General features: G+C 72.9%; 20 protein-coding genes. 15 read left to right on the forward strand and 5 right to left on the reverse strand.

From position 1 onward, the window contains the following. The first annotated feature begins 6 nt into the window (after positions 1–6). The 4 genes from J421_RS22065 to J421_RS22080 all read left to right on the forward strand — a co-directional run bounded on the left by J421_RS22065 (position 7) and on the right by J421_RS22080 (position 3,408). Positions 7–936: a DUF4097 family beta strand repeat-containing protein gene (locus tag J421_RS22065; RefSeq protein ID WP_025413347.1), complete on the forward strand. Its 930-nt coding sequence runs from the start codon at positions 7–9 to the stop codon at positions 934–936. 30 nt (positions 937–966) lie between these two features. Next, positions 967–1,773 (forward strand): DUF4097 family beta strand repeat-containing protein, encoded by an 807-nt coding sequence (locus tag J421_RS22070; RefSeq protein ID WP_025413348.1) that lies wholly within the window; start codon positions 967–969, stop codon positions 1,771–1,773. Between the two features lie 44 nt (positions 1,774–1,817). Beyond that, on the forward strand, positions 1,818–2,597 hold the full coding sequence (locus J421_RS22075; RefSeq protein ID WP_025413349.1) for a DUF4097 family beta strand repeat-containing protein: 780 nt from the start codon (positions 1,818–1,820) through the stop codon (positions 2,595–2,597). Between the two features lie 121 nt (positions 2,598–2,718). Next, complete coding sequence (locus J421_RS22080; RefSeq protein WP_104022944.1) at positions 2,719–3,408, forward strand: Bax inhibitor-1/YccA family protein; 690 nt, start codon at positions 2,719–2,721, stop codon at positions 3,406–3,408. A gap of 117 nt (positions 3,409–3,525) precedes the next feature. Here J421_RS22080 and J421_RS22085 read toward each other — a convergent pair whose 3' ends face one another. After that, the gene (locus J421_RS22085) at positions 3,526–3,819 is read right to left on the reverse strand and encodes a 4a-hydroxytetrahydrobiopterin dehydratase (protein ID WP_025413351.1); all 294 of its coding nucleotides are present in this window, start codon (positions 3,817–3,819) and stop codon (positions 3,526–3,528) included. 176 nt (positions 3,820–3,995) lie between these two features. On the opposite strand from J421_RS22085, the gene J421_RS22090 reads away from it, so the two are divergent. Next, positions 3,996–4,874, forward strand: coding sequence for a PEP-CTERM sorting domain-containing protein (locus J421_RS22090; RefSeq protein ID WP_025413352.1), 879 nt, complete (start codon positions 3,996–3,998; stop codon positions 4,872–4,874). A 91-nt stretch (positions 4,875–4,965) separates the two neighbouring features. Here J421_RS22090 and J421_RS22095 read toward each other — a convergent pair whose 3' ends face one another. Next, positions 4,966–6,849, reverse strand: a complete 1,884-nt coding sequence (locus tag J421_RS22095; protein ID WP_025413353.1) for a nitric oxide reductase activation protein NorD — start codon at positions 6,847–6,849, stop codon at positions 4,966–4,968. 3 nt (positions 6,850–6,852) lie between these two features. Further along, the gene (locus J421_RS22100) at positions 6,853–7,713 is read right to left on the reverse strand and encodes a CbbQ/NirQ/NorQ/GpvN family protein (protein ID WP_025413354.1); all 861 of its coding nucleotides are present in this window, start codon (positions 7,711–7,713) and stop codon (positions 6,853–6,855) included. 155 nt (positions 7,714–7,868) lie between these two features. Between J421_RS22100 and J421_RS22105 the strand changes: the two genes are divergently transcribed. The 8 genes from J421_RS22105 to J421_RS22145 all read left to right on the forward strand — a co-directional run bounded on the left by J421_RS22105 (position 7,869) and on the right by J421_RS22145 (position 16,019). Next, entirely contained in the window at positions 7,869–9,137 is a 1,269-nt protein-coding gene (locus J421_RS22105) for an MFS transporter (protein WP_025413355.1), read from the forward strand. Positions 9,138–9,363: 226 nt separating this feature from the next. Further along, positions 9,364–11,103 carry a M28 family peptidase gene (locus tag J421_RS22110; RefSeq protein ID WP_025413356.1) on the forward strand — a complete coding sequence of 580 codons (1,740 nt, stop codon included), beginning with the start codon at positions 9,364–9,366 and terminating at the stop codon, positions 11,101–11,103. A gap of 118 nt (positions 11,104–11,221) precedes the next feature. After that, entirely contained in the window at positions 11,222–11,545 is a 324-nt protein-coding gene (locus J421_RS22115) for a hypothetical protein (protein WP_025413357.1), read from the forward strand. A 28-nt stretch (positions 11,546–11,573) separates the two neighbouring features. Further along, positions 11,574–12,041, forward strand: a complete 468-nt coding sequence (locus J421_RS22120) for a DUF411 domain-containing protein (RefSeq protein ID WP_025413358.1) — start codon at positions 11,574–11,576, stop codon at positions 12,039–12,041. Between the two features lie 394 nt (positions 12,042–12,435). Continuing rightward, a complete protein-coding gene (locus J421_RS22125) occupies positions 12,436–13,344 on the forward strand; it encodes a hypothetical protein (RefSeq protein WP_148306464.1) in 909 nt (302 codons plus the stop codon). Between the two features lie 423 nt (positions 13,345–13,767). Next, a complete protein-coding gene (locus J421_RS22135; RefSeq protein WP_025413360.1) occupies positions 13,768–14,640 on the forward strand; it encodes a porin family protein in 873 nt (290 codons plus the stop codon). Positions 14,641–14,796: 156 nt separating this feature from the next. Further along, positions 14,797–15,594 (forward strand): L,D-transpeptidase, encoded by a 798-nt coding sequence (locus tag J421_RS32225; RefSeq protein WP_158508873.1) that lies wholly within the window; start codon positions 14,797–14,799, stop codon positions 15,592–15,594. 125 nt (positions 15,595–15,719) lie between these two features. Then, on the forward strand, positions 15,720–16,019 hold the full coding sequence (locus J421_RS22145; RefSeq protein WP_025413362.1) for a hypothetical protein: 300 nt from the start codon (positions 15,720–15,722) through the stop codon (positions 16,017–16,019). 220 nt (positions 16,020–16,239) lie between these two features. On the opposite strand, the gene hrpB is transcribed toward J421_RS22145, so the two are convergent. Beyond that, positions 16,240–18,777 (reverse strand): ATP-dependent helicase HrpB, encoded by a 2,538-nt coding sequence (gene hrpB, locus J421_RS22150; protein WP_025413363.1) that lies wholly within the window; start codon positions 18,775–18,777, stop codon positions 16,240–16,242. A gap of 43 nt (positions 18,778–18,820) precedes the next feature. Continuing rightward, on the reverse strand, positions 18,821–19,231 hold the full coding sequence (locus J421_RS22155) for a hypothetical protein (protein ID WP_148306467.1): 411 nt from the start codon (positions 19,229–19,231) through the stop codon (positions 18,821–18,823). 113 nt (positions 19,232–19,344) lie between these two features. Between J421_RS22155 and J421_RS22160 the strand changes: the two genes are divergently transcribed. Both J421_RS22160 and J421_RS22165 read left to right on the forward strand, forming a co-directional pair. Beyond that, the gene (locus J421_RS22160) at positions 19,345–19,776 is read left to right on the forward strand and encodes a VOC family protein (RefSeq protein ID WP_201773065.1); all 432 of its coding nucleotides are present in this window, start codon (positions 19,345–19,347) and stop codon (positions 19,774–19,776) included. A 13-nt stretch (positions 19,777–19,789) separates the two neighbouring features. Continuing rightward, on the forward strand, positions 19,790–20,590 hold the full coding sequence (locus J421_RS22165; protein ID WP_025413366.1) for an FRG domain-containing protein: 801 nt from the start codon (positions 19,790–19,792) through the stop codon (positions 20,588–20,590). The last annotated feature ends 20 nt before the right edge of the window (positions 20,591–20,610 follow it).

Here is a 20,610-nt window from a genome sequence, read left to right on the forward strand (position 1 = left end):
CGTGTCATGCAGCAGCACCCTCTGATCTTCCCGCTCGTCGCCGCGGCGCTGGCGCTGCCGGCGGTCGCCGGACGCGCGCGGGCGCAGGACCGCGACGCGTACCGCATCGACACGACCGTGACGGTCGGCAGCGGCGCGTCGGTCGACCTCGGCCTCATCAACGGCGACGTGATCGTCACGGCGTCGAGCGGCAGCGCGGTGCGCGTGAAGGCGTACAGCGACGTGATCCCGCTGCGCTTCGAGCACATCGGCAACACCGTGCGCGTGCTCACCGAGAACGGCCGCTACCGCCGCGGCGGCGACCAGCGCATGGAGGTCGTCGTGCCGACGGGCACGCGGGTGAGCGCGTCGAGCATCTCGGGCAGCGTCTCGGTGCGCGGTGCGCACGCCGAGGTCGAAGCGTCGAGCACGAGCGGCGACGTGACGGTGGAGGACGCGGTGCGGCGCGCCTCGGCGACGAGCGTGAGCGGCTCGGTCCGGGTGCGCGACGTCGACGGCGACGTGCGCGCGCGGTCGACGAGCGGCGACATCACGGTCGACCGCGTGAACGGGCTCGTCGACCTGGAGACGGTGAGCGGCGAGGTGGAGGTGCACGCGGCACGCTCCGACCGGGTGCGCGCGCAGACGCTGAGCGGCGAGGTGACGTACGAGGGGACGATCTCGCGCGATGGGCGCTACGACCTCACGTCGCACTCCGGCACGGTGCGCCTCGTGGTCCCCGCCGACGCCGGGATCTCGCTCACCGCGTCGACGTTCAGCGGCTCCGTGAACAGTCGGCTGCCGGCGACGCTCGGCCCGACGACGCAGACCGGCGGCGTGCGCCGCGGTGGGCGCATGGAGCTCGCCATCAACGGCGGCGGCGCGCGCGTGACGGCGTCGACGTTCAGCGGCGACATCGTGATCGAGACCGCGGAGCGCGCCTCGCGGCGCCCGTGAGTGCCTAACACCCCCGGACCCAGACCCGCCATGATCCGCCTGACGATCGCCCTCGCCACCCTCGGCACCGCCCTCGCGCTGGCGCGTCCCGCCGAGGCACAGCGCCGCTCCGACACGTTCAACTGGGAAGGACGCGTGCCGAGCGGGAAGTGGATCTACCTCCGCAACGTGAACGGCGAGGTGCGCGTCGAGCGCGGCACCGGCGACAAGGTGCAGGTGACCGCCACGAAGCGCTGGCGCCGCGGCAACCCGGACGACGTGCGCATCACGACGGAGAAGGCCGACGACGGCGAGAGCGTCGTGGTGTGCGCGCTGTACAACCCGGACGCGACGTGCGACGAGAACGGCTACTCCAGCCGCGGACGCCGCCACTACTCGGGAAACGACGACAACGACGTGAACGTGGAGTTCGTCGTGCGGGTGCCGGCCGGCGTGCGCGTCGACGCGAGCACGACGAACGGCGACCTCTCGGTCACCGGCGCGACGTCGGAGGTCATCGCGCACACGACGAACGGCGACGTGCGCGCGGAGAGCACGGGCGGCCCCGTGAACGCGAGCACGACGAACGGCAACGTCACGGCGAGCATGCGCGACCTCGGGTCGTCGCGCGACCTCGACTTCTCGACGACGAACGGGTCGGTGATCGTCGAGGTGCCCGCGTCGTTGGGCGCCGAGATCGACATGTCGACGACGAACGGGCACGTGGCGTCGGACTTCCCGATGACGCTGAGCGGACGCATCGATCCGCGGCGGCTGCACGCGACGATCGGCGACGGCTCGCGGCGGCTGCGGCTGCACTCCACGAACGGGAACGTGGAGCTGCGCAAGGTTCCGTGACGGCGAGGACGAAACGAGGCGGGGGCGCAGGCCGTAGATCCGGCATGCGCCCTCTTCTCGTTCTGACCCTGCTGCCGGTCCTCGCCGCGTGCGGTCGCGCGCACGGGCCCGACCGGTCCACGTGGCACGGCGCCGTGCGGCCCGGCGCGTGGCTGCGCGTGCGCAACACGAACGGACCGATCCGCGTCGCGCGCGCGAGCGGCGACGAGGTGGTGATCTCGGCCACGCGGTCGTACCGCGGGCGTCGCCCGGAGCCGGTGCGGATGGTCGTCGAGCGCGAGGGCGCGGACGCCGTCGCCTGCGTGACGTGGGGCGACTCGAACCGGTGCGGCAGCCGGGGCGGCCGGCAGCCGTTCTGGCTGCGCATGCTGCGCCACTACGCGCCGACGGAGATGTCGTTCGTCGTCGCCCTGCCGCCGGGCGTCCGGCTCGACGCGTCGACGGTGAATGGGCGCGTGACGGTCGCCGACGCCGCCAGCGAGGTGGTGGCGAGCTCGGTGAACGGCTCGATCGTGCTCGGCGCGACGGGCGGCCCGGTGCGCGCGAAGACGGTGAACGGCAGCGTGGAGGCGCAGCTCGACGCGCTGGCGCCGGGGACGCGCGTGTCGCTCGAGAGCGTGAACGGCGCGGTGACCGCGCTGCTGCCGAGCGCCCTCGACGCGTCGCTCGACCTGTCGACGGTGAACGGCAGCCTCACGGCGCCCTTCCCCGGCGTGACGATCCCGCGCGGCGCGCGATCGCTCCACGCGACACTCGGCGCCGGCGGGCGCGCCGTGTCGCTTCGTACGGTGAACGGGAGCGTGCGCGCGGAGCCGTCGAGATAGGGCAGGAGGGCAGGAGGGCGGGAGGGCAAGAGAGCATCGGACTCTCCTGCCCTCCCGCGCTCCTGCCCTCCTGCCCTGGTGTATATTTCAGGCGTCAATCCTTCCTCAGGAGTCATTCACGATGGGCGCTTCCTATCGCCCCTACGCCGTGGGCGCCGGGGTCGCGGTGCGCACCGGTGCCGAGCGGGCGACGCTGGTGCGGCGCACGTATCTGCTGGTGTTCGCCGGCATCCTCGTCACGATGCTCGGCTGCGCGTTCGGGTTCACGCAGCCGGCGATCATGCAGGCGGTGTGGCGGCACCCGTTCCTGTCGTTCCTCGTGACGTTCGTGCCGCTGATGGCGGCGCAGTCGCTGCGCGACCGGTTCCCGGCGAACATCGGGCTGACGCTCGCGTTCACGTTCGCCGAAGGCGTCTGGCTGTCGCCGCTGATGTACTTCGCGCAGCAGCAGTCGCCGGGCATCATCGGGCAGACGGCGCTGCTGACGGGGAGCACGTTCGGCGTCCTGACGCTCTACGCGTTCCTGAGCCGGCGCGACTTCAGCGCGTGGGGCGGGTTCCTCACGGTCGGCCTGTGGGTGCTGATCGCGACGTCGCTGCTCAACCTGTTCTTCCACAGCGCGGCGGCCGACCTGTGGCTGGCGGGCGTCGGGACGTTCCTGTTCAGCGGGCTGCTGGTGTTCGACACCTGGCGGCTGCGCAACGTCTACGGGCCGAACGACTACGTGCTCGCCGCGGTGAACATCTACCTCGACCTGCTGAACCTCTTCCTGTTCATCCTGCGGCTGCTGATGGGGAACCGGAGAAGCTAGCTGCGTGGCTGCGTGGCTGCGTGGCTGCGTACACGTCGAACGGGCCGGCTCCTCGTCGAGGATGCCGGCCCGTTAGGCACTCAGGCTGCGCAGCCACGCAGCCACGCAACCACGCCGCTACGTCATGGCGGCTCGATCGATGTCCGCCGCCAGCGCCAGATCCTTCGCGGTGATGCCGCCGGCGCTGTGGGTGCTGAGGGTGCAGGTGATCTTCGTGTACCGGATGTCGACGTCGGGGTGGTGATCGACGGCGTCGGCGGCGTCGGCGACGCGGCTCACGAAGTCGATCCCGGCGCGGAAGGTCGGGAACTGGAACGTCTTCACGAGCACGTCGCCGCGGCGGCTCCAGCCGGCGAGGCGGCCGAGCTCCCGCTGGATGTCGATGTCGGAGAGGCGTTGCGCAGGCGGCATGACGTGCTGGGAGAGAGGGCGGGTCGCGGCGTCGGCGGCCAGAATAACGGTTGCCGGGCGCGCCGACAATTCCGGCGGGGCGACTTGCGTTAACGCTTCTTAACGCACCGAGGTCCTGTGGCGCCGGCCATGGGGGACCACGTTCAAGCCCCGTTCCCTCACTGGAGGCCTCTGCCATGAGGACATTCGCCCACGCGACCCTCGCAGCCGCCGTCCTGCTGTCCGCCGCCGTCACGCCCGCCCAGCCCGTCTTCATCAGCACCGGCCTGCCCGACGGCCGGCTCGGCACCGCCTCGAACACCGCCGGTGGCGGCCAAATCGAGCGCGAGACCGCCGACGACTTCCTCCTCACGCACGTCAGCAGCCTCACCTCGGCGTCGTTCTACGGGCTGCTGCCGAGGGGGCTCACCCCGAGCGACATCACCGCGCTCAGCGTCGAGATCTACGGCGTGTTCCCGGTCGCCTCGAACGTCGGGCGCACCTCGGGCCCGCCGCTGTTCTCGACCCCACTGGTGCCGACGCGCGTGAACTCGCCGAGCGACGTCGACCTCGTCGGCCGCAGCATCGGGTCGGGACTCACGTTCAGCGCGACGCTCCTCGGTCCGTTCAACGTCGCGAACTCCGTGGTGAACGGCATCAATCCCACGCCGGGCAACCTCACCGGCGGCGAGGGCCCGGTGAGCGGCGACGAGGTCCGCATCGACGTGACGTTCACGGACCCGTTCATCCTCCAGGCGGGGCACTACTTCATCGTGCCGACGGTGGGGCTCACGAACGGCACGTTCCTCTGGCTGTCGGCGGCGAAGCCGATCGTCGGCGGCACGCCGTTCCTGCCCGACCTGCAGACGTGGATCCGCAACGCGAACCTCGACCCGGACTGGCTGCGCGTCGGCACCGACGTCATCGGCGCGCCGAGCACCGGCGGCCCCCCGCCGACGTTCAACGCCGCGTTCACGCTCAGCGGCGCCGCCGTTCCGGAGCCGTCGACGCTCGCGCTGCTCGCCGGCGGCCTGACGCTCGTCGCGGGCATCGGCGCGCGGCGGCGGCGCACGTAGCGCAGGACGCATCACTTTCATTGCGCTGCCATCAGACCCATGAGCCTCGAGCCCCATGGGTCCGATGGCAGCGCAATGGACAGGATGCGCCTCACCCCCGCAGCAACTGACTCACCCCTTCCAGCAGCGCGCCCGGCAGCTGCTCCGGGTGCCGCATGATCGTGTACCCGGCCGCGCCGAAGATCCGCGCGAGGTAGTCGGGCGCCTCGCGGTCGACCGTCAGGCAGAACGGGTACACGCCCGCCGCGCGCGCCTCCAGGATCGCCTGCCGTGCGTCCTCGATCGCGTACTGCTCCTGGTAGTGATCGACGTCGTTAGGCTGCCCGTCGGAGAGGAGCAGCATCAGCCGGTGGCCCGCGGGCTGACGCGACAGCAGCGCCGTCGTGTGGCGCACCGCGGCGCCGAGCCGCGTGTTCGCCTCCGGCGCGAGCCCCGCGAGGCGGCGCCGCACCGCGTCGGCGCTCCGCTCGCCGAAGTCCTTCACCACGCGCACGTGCACCGACGCCGCGGTGCGGCTCGAGAACGCGAGCACGGCGTACGGGTCGCCTAACGCGTCGAGCGCCTCGCCGGCGAGCAGCACCGCCGTCTTCTCCACGTCGATCACGCGGCGTCCCTTCGACACCTCGACGTCCGTGGACCCGCTGACGTCGACGAGCAGCGCGATGGCGAGCGCGCGCCGCGCGGGGCGCACCGCGACGTAGAGTCGGTCGTCGATCGGACGACCCATGCGCCGGTCGACCGCCGCGCGGACGCACGCCTCGAGATCCAGCTCGTCGCCCGAGCGCTGCGCGTGCAGTCGCATCCGCTGCGCGCGCAGCCGCGCGAACCGCTCGCGCACGCGCCGCACGACCGCCGCGTGCCGCGCCAGCTCCTCCTGCGCCCACGCACCCTCGCCTTCGGCCGGGCGCCACTGGATCACCGTCGTCGCGAGTGGCCGGTAGCGTCCCGCCGATGCGTCCCACTCCGGGTACTCCGCCACCGCGCGCGCATCGGCCGTCGCGGACCTCGGGAGCCCGCCGACCGGTGCGAGCGCGGGCCCCCGCTGGAGCGATCGCTCGCTCGGCCGGTCGACGTTCGGACCCTGCTTCGTTCCGTCGTCGTCGCCGGGATCGTCGGGTGCCGCCGTGGCCGTCTCGACCGGCTCGTCCCCGACCGCCGTCTCGTCGCCGCTGTCGCCGCGATCGGCATCCGCCTCGCGCGCGGACAGCTCCACCAGCGGGCGCACGACGTCGTGCTCGGGGAGGCGGGGCTCGCCCCACAGCGGCACGGGCGGCAGACCGGTGTACGACAGCGCGCCGTCGCGGTCGGCCGCGGCCATGCGCGCCGCGGTCTCGCGCGCCCACCGCGCCGACTCGGCGGCCGTGGGGCACGGCGGCGGCCCGTTAGGCGCCGACGCGTCGGCGAGCGCGTCGCGCAGCAGCGCCTCGACGCGCCGCTCCATCGGCGGCATCAGCTCGAGCGGCGGCCGCTCCGCGAGCGCGCTCGCCCGCGCCTCGGCCAGCGCGGCGCGCGTGCGGCCGCGAGCGAGCGCGCGGTCCACCGCGGCGCCCTCCGCCACCAGGAACAGGTCGCGCTCGAGCTGCTCCGTCGGCAGGTGCGCGACCGTGCCGCGCGCCATGCGCTCGGCCTGCTCCAGCGCGAGCAGCCGGTAGCGCGCGAGGCCCGCGTCGGGATCGGTGATCGCGAGGCGCGGCGGCAGCCGTACCACGACGCCGTCCGTCGACGGGAGCGCCGGGTCGGGGCGCCGTCGGAGCCGGTCGAGCACCCACATGAGCCCCGCCGCGCGCCGCGCGCGCACGGCCTCGATCGCGATCGGCCGGTCGTGCAGCGCCGTCGCGAGCAGCTCGAGCCGCCGGCGCACCGACGCCAGCTCGACCGGCCTCGGCGGCGACGGGCGCGCCGGCAGTGCGCGCCGACCGCGCGCCACGAGCCGCCGCAGATACCGACTCATCGATGCGCGCACGGCGTTAGGCACGCGTCAGAGCGTCGCGTCCACCAGGTCGCCGATCGCGGCGAGCAGGTCGGGGTCGTCGGTGAGCGGGGCGGCCAGCGCCACGCGGCACGCGTCCATCGGCGGGATGCCGCCCGCGATGAGCCGCGCCGTCGCCACGACGAGCCGCGTCCCCGGTCCCTCGGCGAGCCCCTGGTCACGCAGCCGTCGCGCGCGCCGCGCGAGCTCCACGAGCGCCGAGGCCACCGACGGCTTCACGCCGCCCTCGTGCGCGACGATCTCCGCCTCGCGCGCCGGCGCGGGATGGTCGAACTGCAGCGCGACGAACCGCTGCCGCGTGCTCGGCTTGAGATCCTTCAGCGCGTGCTGGTAGCCGGGGTTGTACGACACGACGAGCTGGAACCCCGGCGCCGCCTCCAGCAGCTCGCCCGTCTTCTCGATCGGCAGGAAGCGGCGGTCGTCCGTGAGCGGATGCAGCACCACGGTCGTGTCCTGCCGCGCCTCCACCACCTCGTCGAGATAGCAGATCGCACCGAGCCGCGCGGCGACGGTGATCGGCCCGTCGATCCACGCCGTCTCGCCGCCGCGAATGAGGTAGCGTCCCGTGAGGTCGCTCGCCGAGAGGTCGTCGTGGCAGGCCACGGTGACGAGCGGGCGCTTCAGCCGCCACGCCATGTGCTCGACGAACCGCGTCTTGCCGCACCCCGTGGGGCCCTTGAGCATCACCGGCAGCCCGCGCGCGTGGCACGCCGCGAACACGTCGCACTCGTTCCCCGTCGCCAGGTAGTACGGCGCCTCGGCGTCGGGGTAGCGCACGCCGTCGTGGTGCGGGGCGATGTGTGCGACCTGGTCGCGGGGCTCGCGGGGCTCGCGGGAGACGATGGACATGCGGCGATCCGGGCGGGTGACGTGGGTGCGGCCTCTCGGTAGCATGCACGGCGGACCGGGCTCGCGCATGACGCGGCCCGCTTTCTGACGTCGCTCTGACGCGACCCGCCCCGACGACCGACCATCCGCGTGCCAGAAATTCCGCGCTCCCGCGCATGAGCCCGCGCATCACCCGCGCGCTCGGCCACCGCAACTTCCGACTGTTCTTCGGCGGTCAGAGCGTGTCGCTCGTCGGCACGTGGATCACGCGCGTCGCGACGAGCTGGCTCGTGTACCGGCTCACGCACTCGCCGCTGCTGTTGGGCGTCGTCGGCTTCTGCGGCCAGATCCCGTCGCTGCTGCTCGCGCCCGTCGCCGGCGTGCTCGTCGACCGGTGGGACCGGCACGGCATCCTCGTGTGGACGCAGGTGCTGTCGATGCTGCAGTCGCTCGCGCTCGCCGTGCTCGCGCTGTCCGGCACCATCACCGTGCCGTGGATCCTCGCGCTGCAGGTCGTGCAGGGCGCCATCAACGCGTTCGACACGCCGGCGCGGCAGGCGTTCGTCGTGCACATGGTGGAGGACCGCGCCGACCTGCCTAACGCGATCGCGCTCAACTCCACGATGGTGAACGGCAGCCGCATCATCGGCCCGTCGATCGGCGGCATCGTCATCGCGGCGGTCGGCGAGGGGTGGTGCTTCCTCATCGACGCGATCTCGTACGTCGCCGTGATCGCGTCGCTGCTGGCGATGCGGTTGCCGCGCGACGTCACGGCGCGGCGGCACGGGGCGGTGCTCGACGAGCTGCGCACCGGCTTCCGCTACGTCGCCGGCTTCCCGCCGGTACGCACCGCGCTGCTGCTGCTCGCGCTCGTCAGCACCATGGGCATGCCGTACACGGTGCTGATGCCCGACATCGCGTCGCGCGTGCTGCACGGCGGCCCGCACACGCTCGGCGGGCTCATGACCGCGTCTGGGCTCGGCGCGGTGGGCGGCGCGCTCTACCTCGCGTCGCGGCGCTCGGTGCTCGGCCTCGGACGCGTCATGGGGCTCGCGACGGCGGCGTTCGGCGCCGGGCTCGTCGCGTTCGCGCTCGCGCGCACGCTGTGGGTCGCCTTGATCGTGCTCCCCATCGTCGGCGGCGGGATGATGGTGGAGATGGCGAGCACGAACACCGTGCTGCAGACCGTCGTCGACGAGGACCTCCGCGGCCGCGTGATGTCGTTCTACACGATGGCGTTCCTCGGTACCGCGCCGATCGGCTCCCTGCTCGCCGGCGCGGCGGCCGACCGGTTCGGCACGACCGGGACGATCCTCGTCGGCGGCGTCGCCTGCATCGCCGCGGCGCTCGCGTTCCTGCTCCGGCTCCCGGGGCTCCGCGAGCAGGTGCGACCGATCTACGTCGAGCGCGGCATCATCGCGGCGGCGGAAGCGGACGCCGGCTGAACTACTACGGCGCGAGCCGCGCTGCGCACTTCGCCGGCGATACGCGTGGACGGTGAAGCGCGATGAGGCGCAAACGGCGTCTCACACCGCGGCACGGCGCCGTACTGCGTGATCCAGCGGTGTGAAACGGTGCGTGCGCAGCATCGCGCCGCATCGACAGCGCCGTACCGCCCGCGCTTCCGGGTTCCACGGTGGGTATACTTCGGTTCGACTCTCACCCGACTCCATGCGACACCACCTGCTTCTCACCGCGGCCGCGCTGCTTCCGGGCGTGCTCGTCGCGCAGCCCGTGACGAAGGACGCGGCGGCCCCCGCCGCCGTCGTGCCGGCGCCCGACACCCGGCTCCCGCTCAAGCTCGGCCCGCAGCCCACGAGCGCCGACATCACGGCGAAGGACCTGATGACGCGCCTCTACATCTTCGCCGACGACTCCATGATGGGGCGCGAGGCGGGGACGCCGGGGAACGTGAAGGGCACCGACTACATCGCGCGCGAGGTGCAGCGCCTCGGCCTCAAGCCGGCCGGCGACGACGGCACCTACTTCCAGACGATCCCGATGAAGACGCGCGCGATCGACGCCGCGTCGACGCTGACCGTCGGCGGCGCGTCGCTCGCGTTCGGCACGGAGTGGGCGGCGAACGGCAGCGGGACGCTCGCCGGGACCGACGTGCCGGTCGTCTACGGCGGCCAGGTCGGCGACACGGTGAACGCGATCACCCCCGAGCAGGCGGCCGGCAAGTTCGTCGTGTTCTACCTGCCGGGCGGCGTGAGCTTCCGCGCGCTGCGCACGGTGAACCGCGTCGTGCCCACCGCGGCCGGCATCGCGCTCGTCGTCCCCGACCAGCTGCTGGCCGTCGTGCGTCGGCCGGCGGCGTTCCTCGACAACGAGCAGGCGCCTAACGGCCCGGCGCCGAAGCCCGTGGTCTACCTCACCATGGCGGGCGCGCAGAAGCTCTTCCCGAACCTCAACGCGGTGCCGCCGGTGAACACCGCCGGTTCGCCGGTCACGCTGAACGTGCGCGGCCTCGTCGAGCCGATCGCGAGCCCCGCGCGCAACGTCGTCGCGATCCTGCCCGGGAGCGACCCGAAGCTCGCCGGCGAGTACGTCGCGATCGGCGCGCACAACGACCACGTCGGCTTCAACAACCGCCCGGTCGACCACGACTCGATCCGCATCTTCAACCACATCGTTAGGCCTGGCGGCGCCGAGGACGCGGGCAACCGCGCGACGCCGGAGCAGCAGGCGGACGTGAACAAGCTCCTCGCCGCCTACCGCGCCGCGCACCCCGGCACGGCGCGCCTCGACTCGATCTACAACGGCGCCGACGACGACGGCTCCGGCTCGGTGAGCGTGCTCGAGATCGCGGAGAAGATGGCGAGCCGGAAGGGCGCCGCCGCGCCGAAGCGCTCGATCCTGTTCATCTGGCACGTCGGCGAGGAGAAGGGGCTGTGGGGCTCGGAGTGGTTCACCGACCACCCGACCGTGCCGCGCGACTCCATCGTCACGGAGCTGAACATGGACATGGAGGGACGCGGCGACCCGTGGGACGAGACCGGCAAGACGAAGGAGGGCGCGTCGATCCACGGCGCGAACAACTACCTGCAGCTCGTCGGCTCGCGCCGGCTCTCGACGGAGCTCGGCGACCTCGTCGAGTCGGTGAACAAGAGCGGCAAGCACGGGCTCACGTTCGACTACTCGCTCGACGCGAACGGGCACCCGATGAACATCTACTGCCGCAGCGACCACTACGAGTACGCGCGCTACGGCATCCCGATCGTGTTCTTCACGACCGGCGGCCACTCCGACTATCACCAGGTGACGGACGAGCCGCAGTACATCGACTACGACCACATGGCGAAGGTCGTGAACCTCGTGGACGACATCGCGATGCATGTCGCGGCGCTCGACCACCGGCCGGTCGTCGATCAGGCGAAGCCGGATCCACACGGCCGCTGCCAGCAGTAGCCGCACCGGCAGCACTCCCGTACGGCCCTGGCCGGTCGGAGGCGCGCGTGCTAACATCGCCGTCGTTCTCGGGCACGTTCGCCCACGCACGCTCGTCGTCGAACGCAGAGGTTCCACGATGCCCCGTCCGGTCCGGCGCGGCCGCCTGCGCGTGGTGCGCGGCGCGCCCCTCGAAGCTCCCAACCCGTCGCCGCAGGGGGGGCCGCTGTGGGCGGCCGCGGCGAGCCTCGTGCTCCCCGGGCTCGGTCAATTCCTGCAGGGCCGGCGGCGCACCGCCGCCGGCCACCTCGTCACCGCCGGCGCCGCGTACGGCGTGACGGCGTACCTCGGCTGGCCGTCCTCGCTGCAGATCGGCGCGCTGCTCGCCGTCACGCTCTGGTCGGCCGCCGATGCGGGCCGCGCGGAGCGCCTCGCGCGGCGCGCGCCGCTGCGGCTCGTCTGAACGGCGTCCGTCGTCCTTCTCCCGTCGCATGTCCTCACACACGCTGTCCCGCCGCGAGTGGGTCGCCGCTTCCGCCGGCGCGCTCGCGCTTCTCGTCTCCCGCCGCGCCGACGCCTCCGCGAAGGTCGCGATCACGATCTACAAGAGCCCCACGTGCGGCTGCTGCGCGAAGTGGGTGGACCACGTGCGCGCCGCCGGCTTCGCGACGACGGTGCACGACGTCGCCGACGTCGATGCGATCAAGCGCCGCGAAGGGGTGCCGACCGCCCTGCAGTCGTGTCACACCGCGCTCGTCGAGGGCTACGTCGTGGAGGGGCACGTGCCTGCCGCCGACGTGCTGCGGCTGCTCCGCGAGAAGCCGAGGGGCGTGCGCGGCGTCGCGGTGCCCGGGATGCCGAGCGGCTCGCCGGGCATGGAGATGGGCGGCCGCGCCGACCGGTTCGACGTCGTCGCGTTCGGGCGCGACGGCCGCACGAGCGTCTTCGCACGGCACTGACGCGGCGCGCGCGTGGGTGCCTAACGGTTCGCCGACGGCCCCGCGCGCCTAACGATCGCCGGTCCGACGCGCCCGCCGCGCACGGGGCGGCCCACGCCGAAAAACATACGTCGCACGAGAAAACACACGACGCGCCGGCAACCGCCGGCGCGTCGCGCATTTGGGCCCTGCACAGAGGGCAAAAGGTGCATGGACCCACCGTCGGCGCCATGCGTCACCGAAGATTTCGTGATCGCGCGACGGCATGGCCCATGCTTTATCGCCTCGCGCCGCGACGACGTTCGTCGCCCGTGGCCGACGGAGGATGGAGCCGTCGGAGGGCCCGCTACTCGCCCGCGGGGGCCGGCGCTTGAGGGCGTAGCCGCTGACGAAGACGGAGAGGAGGAGATACACGATGCTTCGCTTTACGACCTCGCGCGCGATGGGGTTCGCCGTCGCGCTCACGCTGGGAGCGGTCGCCACCGCCTCGGCCCAGCAGGACACCACCCGCTCGGCGCCGCGCCGCAGCCGGTCGCAGCTCCCGATCCGCAAGGAGCAGCCGGCCACGCCGTCGACCGAGACGACGCCGAGCAGCTCCAGCAGCTCCAGCACGAGCAGCAGCACGTACACGATGCCGGCGCGCGATACGGTGCTCGTCGGCCGCAGCGACACGACGGTCGTGATGTGCAACTGCGCCACGACGCAGTCGGCGAGCACCGGTGAGGTGCTGCCGCTGATCCCGGCGCGCATCCAGCGGTTCTTCGGCAACGGGCTCTCGCTCGGCCTCGCGGCCGGCTCGGTGCACCCGGTCGGCGACGCGATGCAGTCGTACAACCCGGGCTGGGGGATCAACGTCCCGCTCACGTGGGATCCGCCGCACAGCCCGCTCGGCGCGCGCCTCGTGGCCGCATACACGGAGTTCAACTCGGCGTCGTCGGTCGGTGTCGCCGACGCCACGCAGTGGTCGCTCGGTGGGGACCTGAAGTTCCGCGTCCCGTTCGGCCGGTTCCTGAAGGCGACCAGCGGCGCGTACCTCGTGGGCGGCGGCGCGGTGCACCACTTCACGAACTACAACCGCTCGATCTTCCTGACGAACAACCTGTACAACACGAAGTACTCGAGCCCCGCCCTCAACGCGCAGGTCGCGGCGGCGGCCCAGAGCCAGTCCTCGAGCAACACGAGCCTCGGCACGCACGCGGGCCTCGGTCTGTCGCTCGGCGTCGGCCCGGCGGAGCTGTTCGGTGAGGCGCGCTACACCCGCGTCTACACGCCCGGGAAGGCGGTGAACTACATCCCGATCATGGCCGGCGTGTCGTTCCACTGAGATCACGTCTGAGATCACGTCGCACGACCGTCGGACCAGATGAAGCGGCGCCGGGAGGCATCTCCCGGCGCCGCTTCACGTTAAGACCCGTCAGCAGGAACGCGAATGCACGTCGGCGGGGCCGAAAGTCCACCGCCCGTTTCCCTGGCGGCATGCAGCCTGCCTTAGAGGGGACTGCCGCAGCGGATCGTACCACGGGGCCCTCGCCCCGAGATCCCGCGGCGGACCGGGTACCCCCGAGGGGGTGCAGACCGCGGCAGCGAGGTTCGACGCCGCGTCCGGGAACGACCCGGAGGGGTCGATCCCAACGGAGGCCTCCACGAGGAGGACGGTCTCCCGGGAACGATCGGAACCTTCGGTCTCGCAGCCCCAGACTTCGGGGAAGAACTCCAGGACGAAGACGAAGAGGTAGAGGAGGAAGACATGACTCTGCGTTTCTCGACGAGCCGCGCCATCGGAGCGGCGATCGCTCTCACCCTCGGCAGCGTGAGCGCCGCCGGGGCCCAGCAGATGCCCGTGCGCAAGGATACGCCGCGCCCGAGCTCCACCCCGATGCCGGTAACGAAGGACACGCCGGCACCGCGCGACACGACGTCGTCGATGCCGGCTCCGGCCCCCGCGCCGGCCCCGGCTCCGACTCCGACCCCCGCGCCGGTCGCGGTGGACACGACGACGACCACGACGACCACGACGACGACGGTCAGCACGGGTGAGGTGCCCGCGCCGGCGCCGGCGATCCGGCTCCGCAACGGGTGGTACATCGGGGTCGCCGGCGCCGGCGAGATCCCGAAGACGAACTTCAGCACGTTCTACAAGTCCGGTTGGGGCGTCGAGGTGCCGGTCGGTTGGGACTCGCCGAACGGCCCGCTCGGCATCCGCGCCAACTTCGGCTACGCGACGCTGAAGTCGAAGTCCGGCCTGCCCGTGTCGGTCGCCGAGCCGCAGATCTGGCAGGCGGTCGCCGACGCGAAGCTGCGCCTTCCGTTCGGGCATGGCCTGCTGAGCGGCCTGTACGGGGTCGCGGGTGGTGGTGCGTACCACTTCCGGAACTACGGCAGGACGCCGACGGTATCGTCGACCACGACGAACGGCACGATGTACACGACGACGTTCAACAACCTGTACGACACCGGCAGCTCGTCGAGCACGAAGCTCGGCTGGAACGCGGGTGGTGGCATCCAGTTCGGGATCGGCAGCGCGGCGCTCTACGCCGAGTCGCGGTACGTCTCGGTGAACATGAACAGCGGCCACTCTGCGTATATCCCGGTGGCGCTCGGTCTCACCTTCAACTGGTAATCGATGCGTAGTACGCACCTCCACGCGGTGCGCCACGGGCGGTCGGGCGATGAGCCCGGCCGTCCGGACGGCGGCCTCCGGAACGGCCACGTCGTGGCGAAGGGCGTGTCCCGTCTCGGTGCCGTCTCAGCGTGGCTCCTCCTCGCTTGTGTCGGCGTGAGCGCTCCGTCGCTCGCGTCGGCGCAGGCCGGGGCGGGAAGGCGACCGGAGCTGGTCGGAGCGCGGTCGGAGACGGATTCCGGCGATCGGGCGGGCGTGACGAGCCCGGCGGCGCTGGTTCCCGTGGCCGCCCGCTCGTTCAAGTCGGCGGCGGACAGCCTCGAGTACGAGGCTGCGAAGGCCGCCGCGACGAACGCGACCGGGCTCCGGGTGATCGTGTCCATGTTCGATCGCGAGCTGTACGTGCTCGACGGCGCCGACACGCTGCTCGTCGCGCCGGTCGCGGTCGCGGTGGACACCACGCTGAGCTACAACGGCAAGTCCTGGCGCTTCGAGACGCCCCGCGGCAAGCGGAAGATCCTCTCGAAGGAGTCGAACCCGGTGTGGGTGCCGCCCGAGTGGCACTACGCGGAGGTCGCCTCGCGTCAGGGCCTGCGGCTCGCGCATCTCGAGCGCGGGCGCGCGGTGACGCTGGCCGATGGGCGCAAGCTCGTCGTCCGCGGTGACCGCGTCGGCACGCTCGACGGCTCGACGTTCACGCCGCTCCCGTCCGACGAGGAGATCGTCTTCGACGGCACGATCTACGTGCCGCCGACGGGGACCGCGAATCGGCGCATCGAGGGCGAACTTGGGAAGTACAAGCTGAGCCTCGGGGAGGGCTACCTCCTGCACGGGACTCCGCATACCGAATCGATCGGCACGGCGGCCACGCACGGGTGCGTCCGGCTCCTCGACGAGGACGTCGAGTGGCTGTACGACCAGGTTCCCGTCGGCACGCCGGTCTATATCTATTAGGCCGACATCCCCGAGTGGGTCGGCCGCGGGCCACCGTGATCCGCATCACCTGAGCGGCGCGGTGGCGACCGCACGCCCGATGGCCCCCCGCCCGCCATCCGTTTCCGAAAGCCCCCCGCCCCGCCATGGGAGCTCCCGCGATCGTCCTGCTGCAGCGCTCGGAGCGCGAGATCGTCGACCATCTCCGCCGCGCCGGCGCCACGAGCCCCGATCGAGCGGTGCCCCTCCCCGAGCTGCGCCACATCGCGCGGCGACGGCTGCGCCGCCTGGTGAACGCGCAGGCGGTCCGCGAGACGGAGCGCGGCTACTGGCTCGACGAGCCGATCTACGAGGCGTACCGGTCCGACCGACGCGGGCTGATCCTGCTCCTCCTCGGCATCGCGGGCGCGATCGCGTTAGGCCTGGTCGTTCGCGAACTCGTCTGATCACCTGACGGCGCGAACTGCGCCGCGCACTTCGCGGGCGGCACTTCGCCGGCGATACGGCGCGATGGGGCGCTCGAATCGTCTCGCCCCGCGGCACGGCGCCGCACTGCCCTGTCAGCGTTGTGAACGCCGCTTGCGCCTCATCGCGCTTCACCGTCCGCGCGGTATCGCCCGCGCAGGCCCGGGCGCACGTCGCGCCGTCAGGCGCCGTCAGGATTGGTCAGGACCGCCGCTTCGCGCGTGCGGTCGGCTGCGCGGCGAGCGGATCCTCGGGCCACTCGTGCTTCGGGTAGCGCCCGCGCAGCTCGCGCCGGACGTCGAAGTAGCTCGTGCGCCAGAACCCCGCGAGGTCGCGCGTGACCTGCACCGGACGGTAGGCCGGCGACAGCAGGTGCAGCGTGAGCGGCACGCGGCCCCCTCCGACCCGCGGCGTCTCCACGGCCCCGAACAGCTCCTGCAGCCGGACGGCGAGCACCGGCGCGTCGGGGGTCGCGTAGTCGATGCGGACGCGCGAGCCGCTCGGCACGACGACGTGCGACGGCGCCAGATCGTCGAGCGCGGCGCGCTGCTGACGCGTGAGGCGGTCGCGCAGCGCCTCGCCGACGTCGACGCGCGCCAGCTCGTCGCGCCGGCGTACGCCCCACAGCCGCGGCGCGAGCCACGCGTCGAGCGTCGCGAGCAGCGCGTCGTCGGAGACGTCGGGCCACGCCGACGGCTCCAGCGCGTGCAGGAACGCGAGGCGCTCGCGCAGCCGGCTCGCGTCCTCGCTCCACGCGAGCATCCCGAGCCCCCCGGCGCGAATGGCGTCGACGAGCGCCGCGGCGACCGCCTCGGGGTCGGGGCTCGGATCCGGGATCTCGCGCAGCACGATCGCGCCGAGTCGCTCCACGACGCGCGCGCGCACGACGCCCGCGTCGGCGTCCCACGCGAGCTCGTCGTCGCGTGTGAGCGGCGCATCGCCGGAGCGGAGCCAGTCGTCGATCGCGAGCGGCGCGGCGAGCTCCACGCGCGCCTCGCTCCCGGTCCCGCCGAGCTCCGCGGCGACCACGTACGGCTCCGTGGCGAGTGGCTGGCCGTCGTCGAACGTCGCCCCGCGGCCGTTCGCGAGCAGGTAGCGGCCGCCCGCGCCGGGCCGGCGCTGCGCGACGCGGTCCGGGTACGCGAGCGCGAGCAGCAGCCCGCACGCGTCTCCCCCGCTTCGCTCGGGATGACCCAGGCCCAACGACGCGCGAAGGGCGCGCGCCTCGAGCCGCACGCGGCGCAGGGCGTCGTGGTCGACCGTCGCGCCGTGCGCCGCGGCGATCGTGTCGCCGCTGCCGGCGCCGCGGAGGACCTCGACGCGGAGCCGCACGTCGGCGTCGGGACGCGCGGGCGCCGCAGCGGCGCGCAGCACGTCCCGCTCCTCGAGCAGCGCCGCGAGGTCGCAGGCGAGGCCGCCCAACGAGAGCTCCCGAGCGCGCAGCACCATGTGGGCGAGGCGCGGGTGCAGCGGCAGCTCCGCCATGCGCCGCCCGTGCGCGGTGACACGCCCGTCCCCGCCCAACGCGCCCAACGACGCGAGCAGCTCGCGCGCCTGCCGGTACGTCGCGTCGGGGGGCGGGTCGAGCCACGTCAGCTCCGCCGGGTCGATCACGCCGGCGGCCGCGAGCTCCAGCGCGAGCGGCGCGAGGTCCGCGTCGAGGATCTCGGCCGGCGTGTCCGGGAGCAGGTGGTGGTGCTCGTGCTCGGGCCACAGCCGGTGGCAGACGCCGGGGCCGAGTCGTCCCGCGCGCCCGCACCGCTGCGTGGCCGACGCGCGCGACACGCGGGCGAGCGTGAGGCGCGTCATGGCGGTGCGCGGCGAGAACCGCGGCACGCGCGCGAGCCCCGTGTCGACGACGACGCGGATCCCCTCGATGGTGAGGCTCGTCTCGGCGATGTTGGTCGCGAGCACCACCTTGCGTCGCCCGACGGGCGACGGCGCGATCGCCGCATCCTGCGCCTCGGGCGGCATGCTGCCGTGGAGCGGCCGCACCGACACGTCGTCGGGCAGCCCGCCCAACAGATTGGCGACGCGCCGGATCTCCGCGGCGCCGGGGAGGAACACGAGCACGTCGCCGTCGTGCGTGCGGATCGCCTCGCGCACCGTCAGCGCCGTCGCCGCCTCGACCTCGCGCGGTGCGGGCCGCGTGGCGCGCCATCGCACCTCGACCGGCCAGCTCCGCCCCGCGCTCGTGACGACGGGGGCATCGCCGAGCATTCGCGCCACGCGCTCGCCGTCGAGCGTGGCGGACATGACGAGCAGCCGCAGCTCGGGGCGCAGCACGCTCTGCGTCTGCAGCGCGAGCGCGAGCCCGAGGTCGGCGTGCAGGCTCCGCTCGTGGAACTCGTCGAAGATCACGGCCGAGGTTCCGTCGAGCGCCGGATCGCGCTGCAGCATGCGCGTGAGGATCCCCTCGGTGACGACCTCGATGCGCGTCGCGCGGCTCACGCGCGTGTCGAGCCGCACGCGGTAGCCGACGGTCGCGCCGACGTCCTCGTCGAGGAGCCGCGCCATGTGGCGTGCGGCGGCGCGGGCGGCGAGGCGGCGTGGCTCCAGCATCACGATCCGGCCGTCGACCCAGGGCTCGCCGAGGAGCGCGAGCGGGACGCGCGTCGTCTTGCCGGCGCCCGGCGGCGCCTGGAGCACGACAGACGAACGCCCGCGCAGCGCGTCGCGCAGCGCGGGCAGGACGTCGTCGATCGGGAGCGGCGGGAGCGGGAGGGTCTTCGACGGCACGGCGGCGGGATTCCGGGAGGAATCATCGCCGCGCGGCCGGGCGTCAGGAAGCGGCTTCGGGACCCGGAGGCGTGGCGGGCGGCGTGCTCTCGGACGTCGTGCCGGTGTCGCCGCGGCGGCCGCGGACCATCCCCCACACCCAGCGCGCGACGAGCACGACGACGATGACGGGCAGCGCGATCTTCAGCAGCGCGAGACCGGCGGCGAGCATCGTCCCGACGACCGCCATGATGACGCCGACGGTGCCGACGACGAGCAGGATGGGAAGCCCGATCACCGCGAGCACGAGCAGGATCGGCAGCCCCACGATCCCCACGACGATGAGCAGCGGCAGACCGACGACCTTCAGGACGCCGGCGAGCGGCACGGCGAGCAGAAGGAGGAAGCTGACCAGGCCGCCGAAGCTCCGGGCGAGCACCCAACGGAGCAACAGAGCCTTGATTGCGAGCCACATCGGGCGATCTCCTGGCGTGAGGGGGCCTCCCAGGCCTACGGCACGGGCGACTGCGTGTTTCACGCCCGCGCGCTCGCGGCCACGCCGGTACGCTTCCTGACGCGTCGGGGCGCATGCTCGAGAGCCGGCAGGCGGACCTCACGATGAACGTGCGCGGCGTGCTCGAGACCTGCGTGTACGCGTCCGACCTCGACGCGGCGGAGCGGTTCTACGCCGACGTGATCGGGCTGGAGGCGTTCGCGCGCGTGGCGGGGCGGCACGTGTTCTTCCGCTGCGGCGGGGGGGTGTTCCTCGTGTTCAACCCGGACGCGACGACGGCGGCGACGGGCGACGTGCCGCCGCACGGCGCGCGCGGCGCCGGGCACGTGGCGTTCGCGGCGCCCGAGCGCGAGCTCGACGCGTGGCGCGCGCGCCTAACGGAACGCGGCGTGCCCGTGGAGGCCGAGGTGCGCTGGCCGCGCGGTGGGCGCTCGTTGTACGTGCGCGATCCGGCGGGGAACTCCGTGGAGCTGGCGACGCCAGCGATCTGGAACCTGAGCGAGTGACCGACGACCGACGATGGCCAAGATCTCGACGATCGAGCTGAAGACGTTAGGCGAGCTGCTCGACCACGTGACGCCGCGCGAGCCGGATCCGGTAACCGGGCGCCGGCGCGACTCGGGCGTGTATCGCGGCTCGGGGCACGCGGAGTGGCCGCTGCTCACGAGCCTCGACCGGCTCGGCGGCATCCATCCGCCGCACACGAAGAGCGCGCTCGAGGAGCACATCCTCCGCAACTTCATCCGCTACTCGCGCCCGTACTTCCCCACCCCGCGCAACGAGTGGGAGCTGCTCGTCGCGGCGCAGCACCACGGACTGCCCACGCGGCTGCTCGACTGGACCTATTCGCCGCTCGTCGCGGCGCACTTCGCGACGCTGCGGCCGCACGCCGCCGACCGCGTGGTGTGGCGCCTGGACTGGCAGCGCGTGCACCGGCACTTCGGCTTCCCGCCGCTCGCGCTGCTGAGCGACGATCTCGCCGCGCTGAACCACGACCCCGACGCCGGCGGCCTCACGCCGTGGGACCTCATGCGCAGCGGCGCGAAGCAGAAGCCGTTCGCCGTGCTGTTCGAGCCGCCGACGCTGGACGCGCGCCTCGCCACGCAGGCCGCGGCGTTCACGATCTCGTCGACGACGACGCAGTCGTTCGACGAGTTCCTCGCGAAGCACGAGCTGCTCGACGCGCTCACGAAGTACGTGATCCCCGCCGAGCGCGTGGACGTCGTGCGTGACCAGCTCGACATCGCGACGATCGACGAGCGGCGGCTGTTCCCGGATCTCGACGGCGTCGCGGCGCAGATGCGGCGGTACTACTCGTAGCGGCGTGGCTGCGTGGCTGC

This window comes from Gemmatirosa kalamazoonensis (assembly GCF_000522985.1).
Classification (GTDB): Bacteria; Gemmatimonadota; Gemmatimonadetes; order Gemmatimonadales; family Gemmatimonadaceae; genus Gemmatirosa; species Gemmatirosa kalamazoonensis.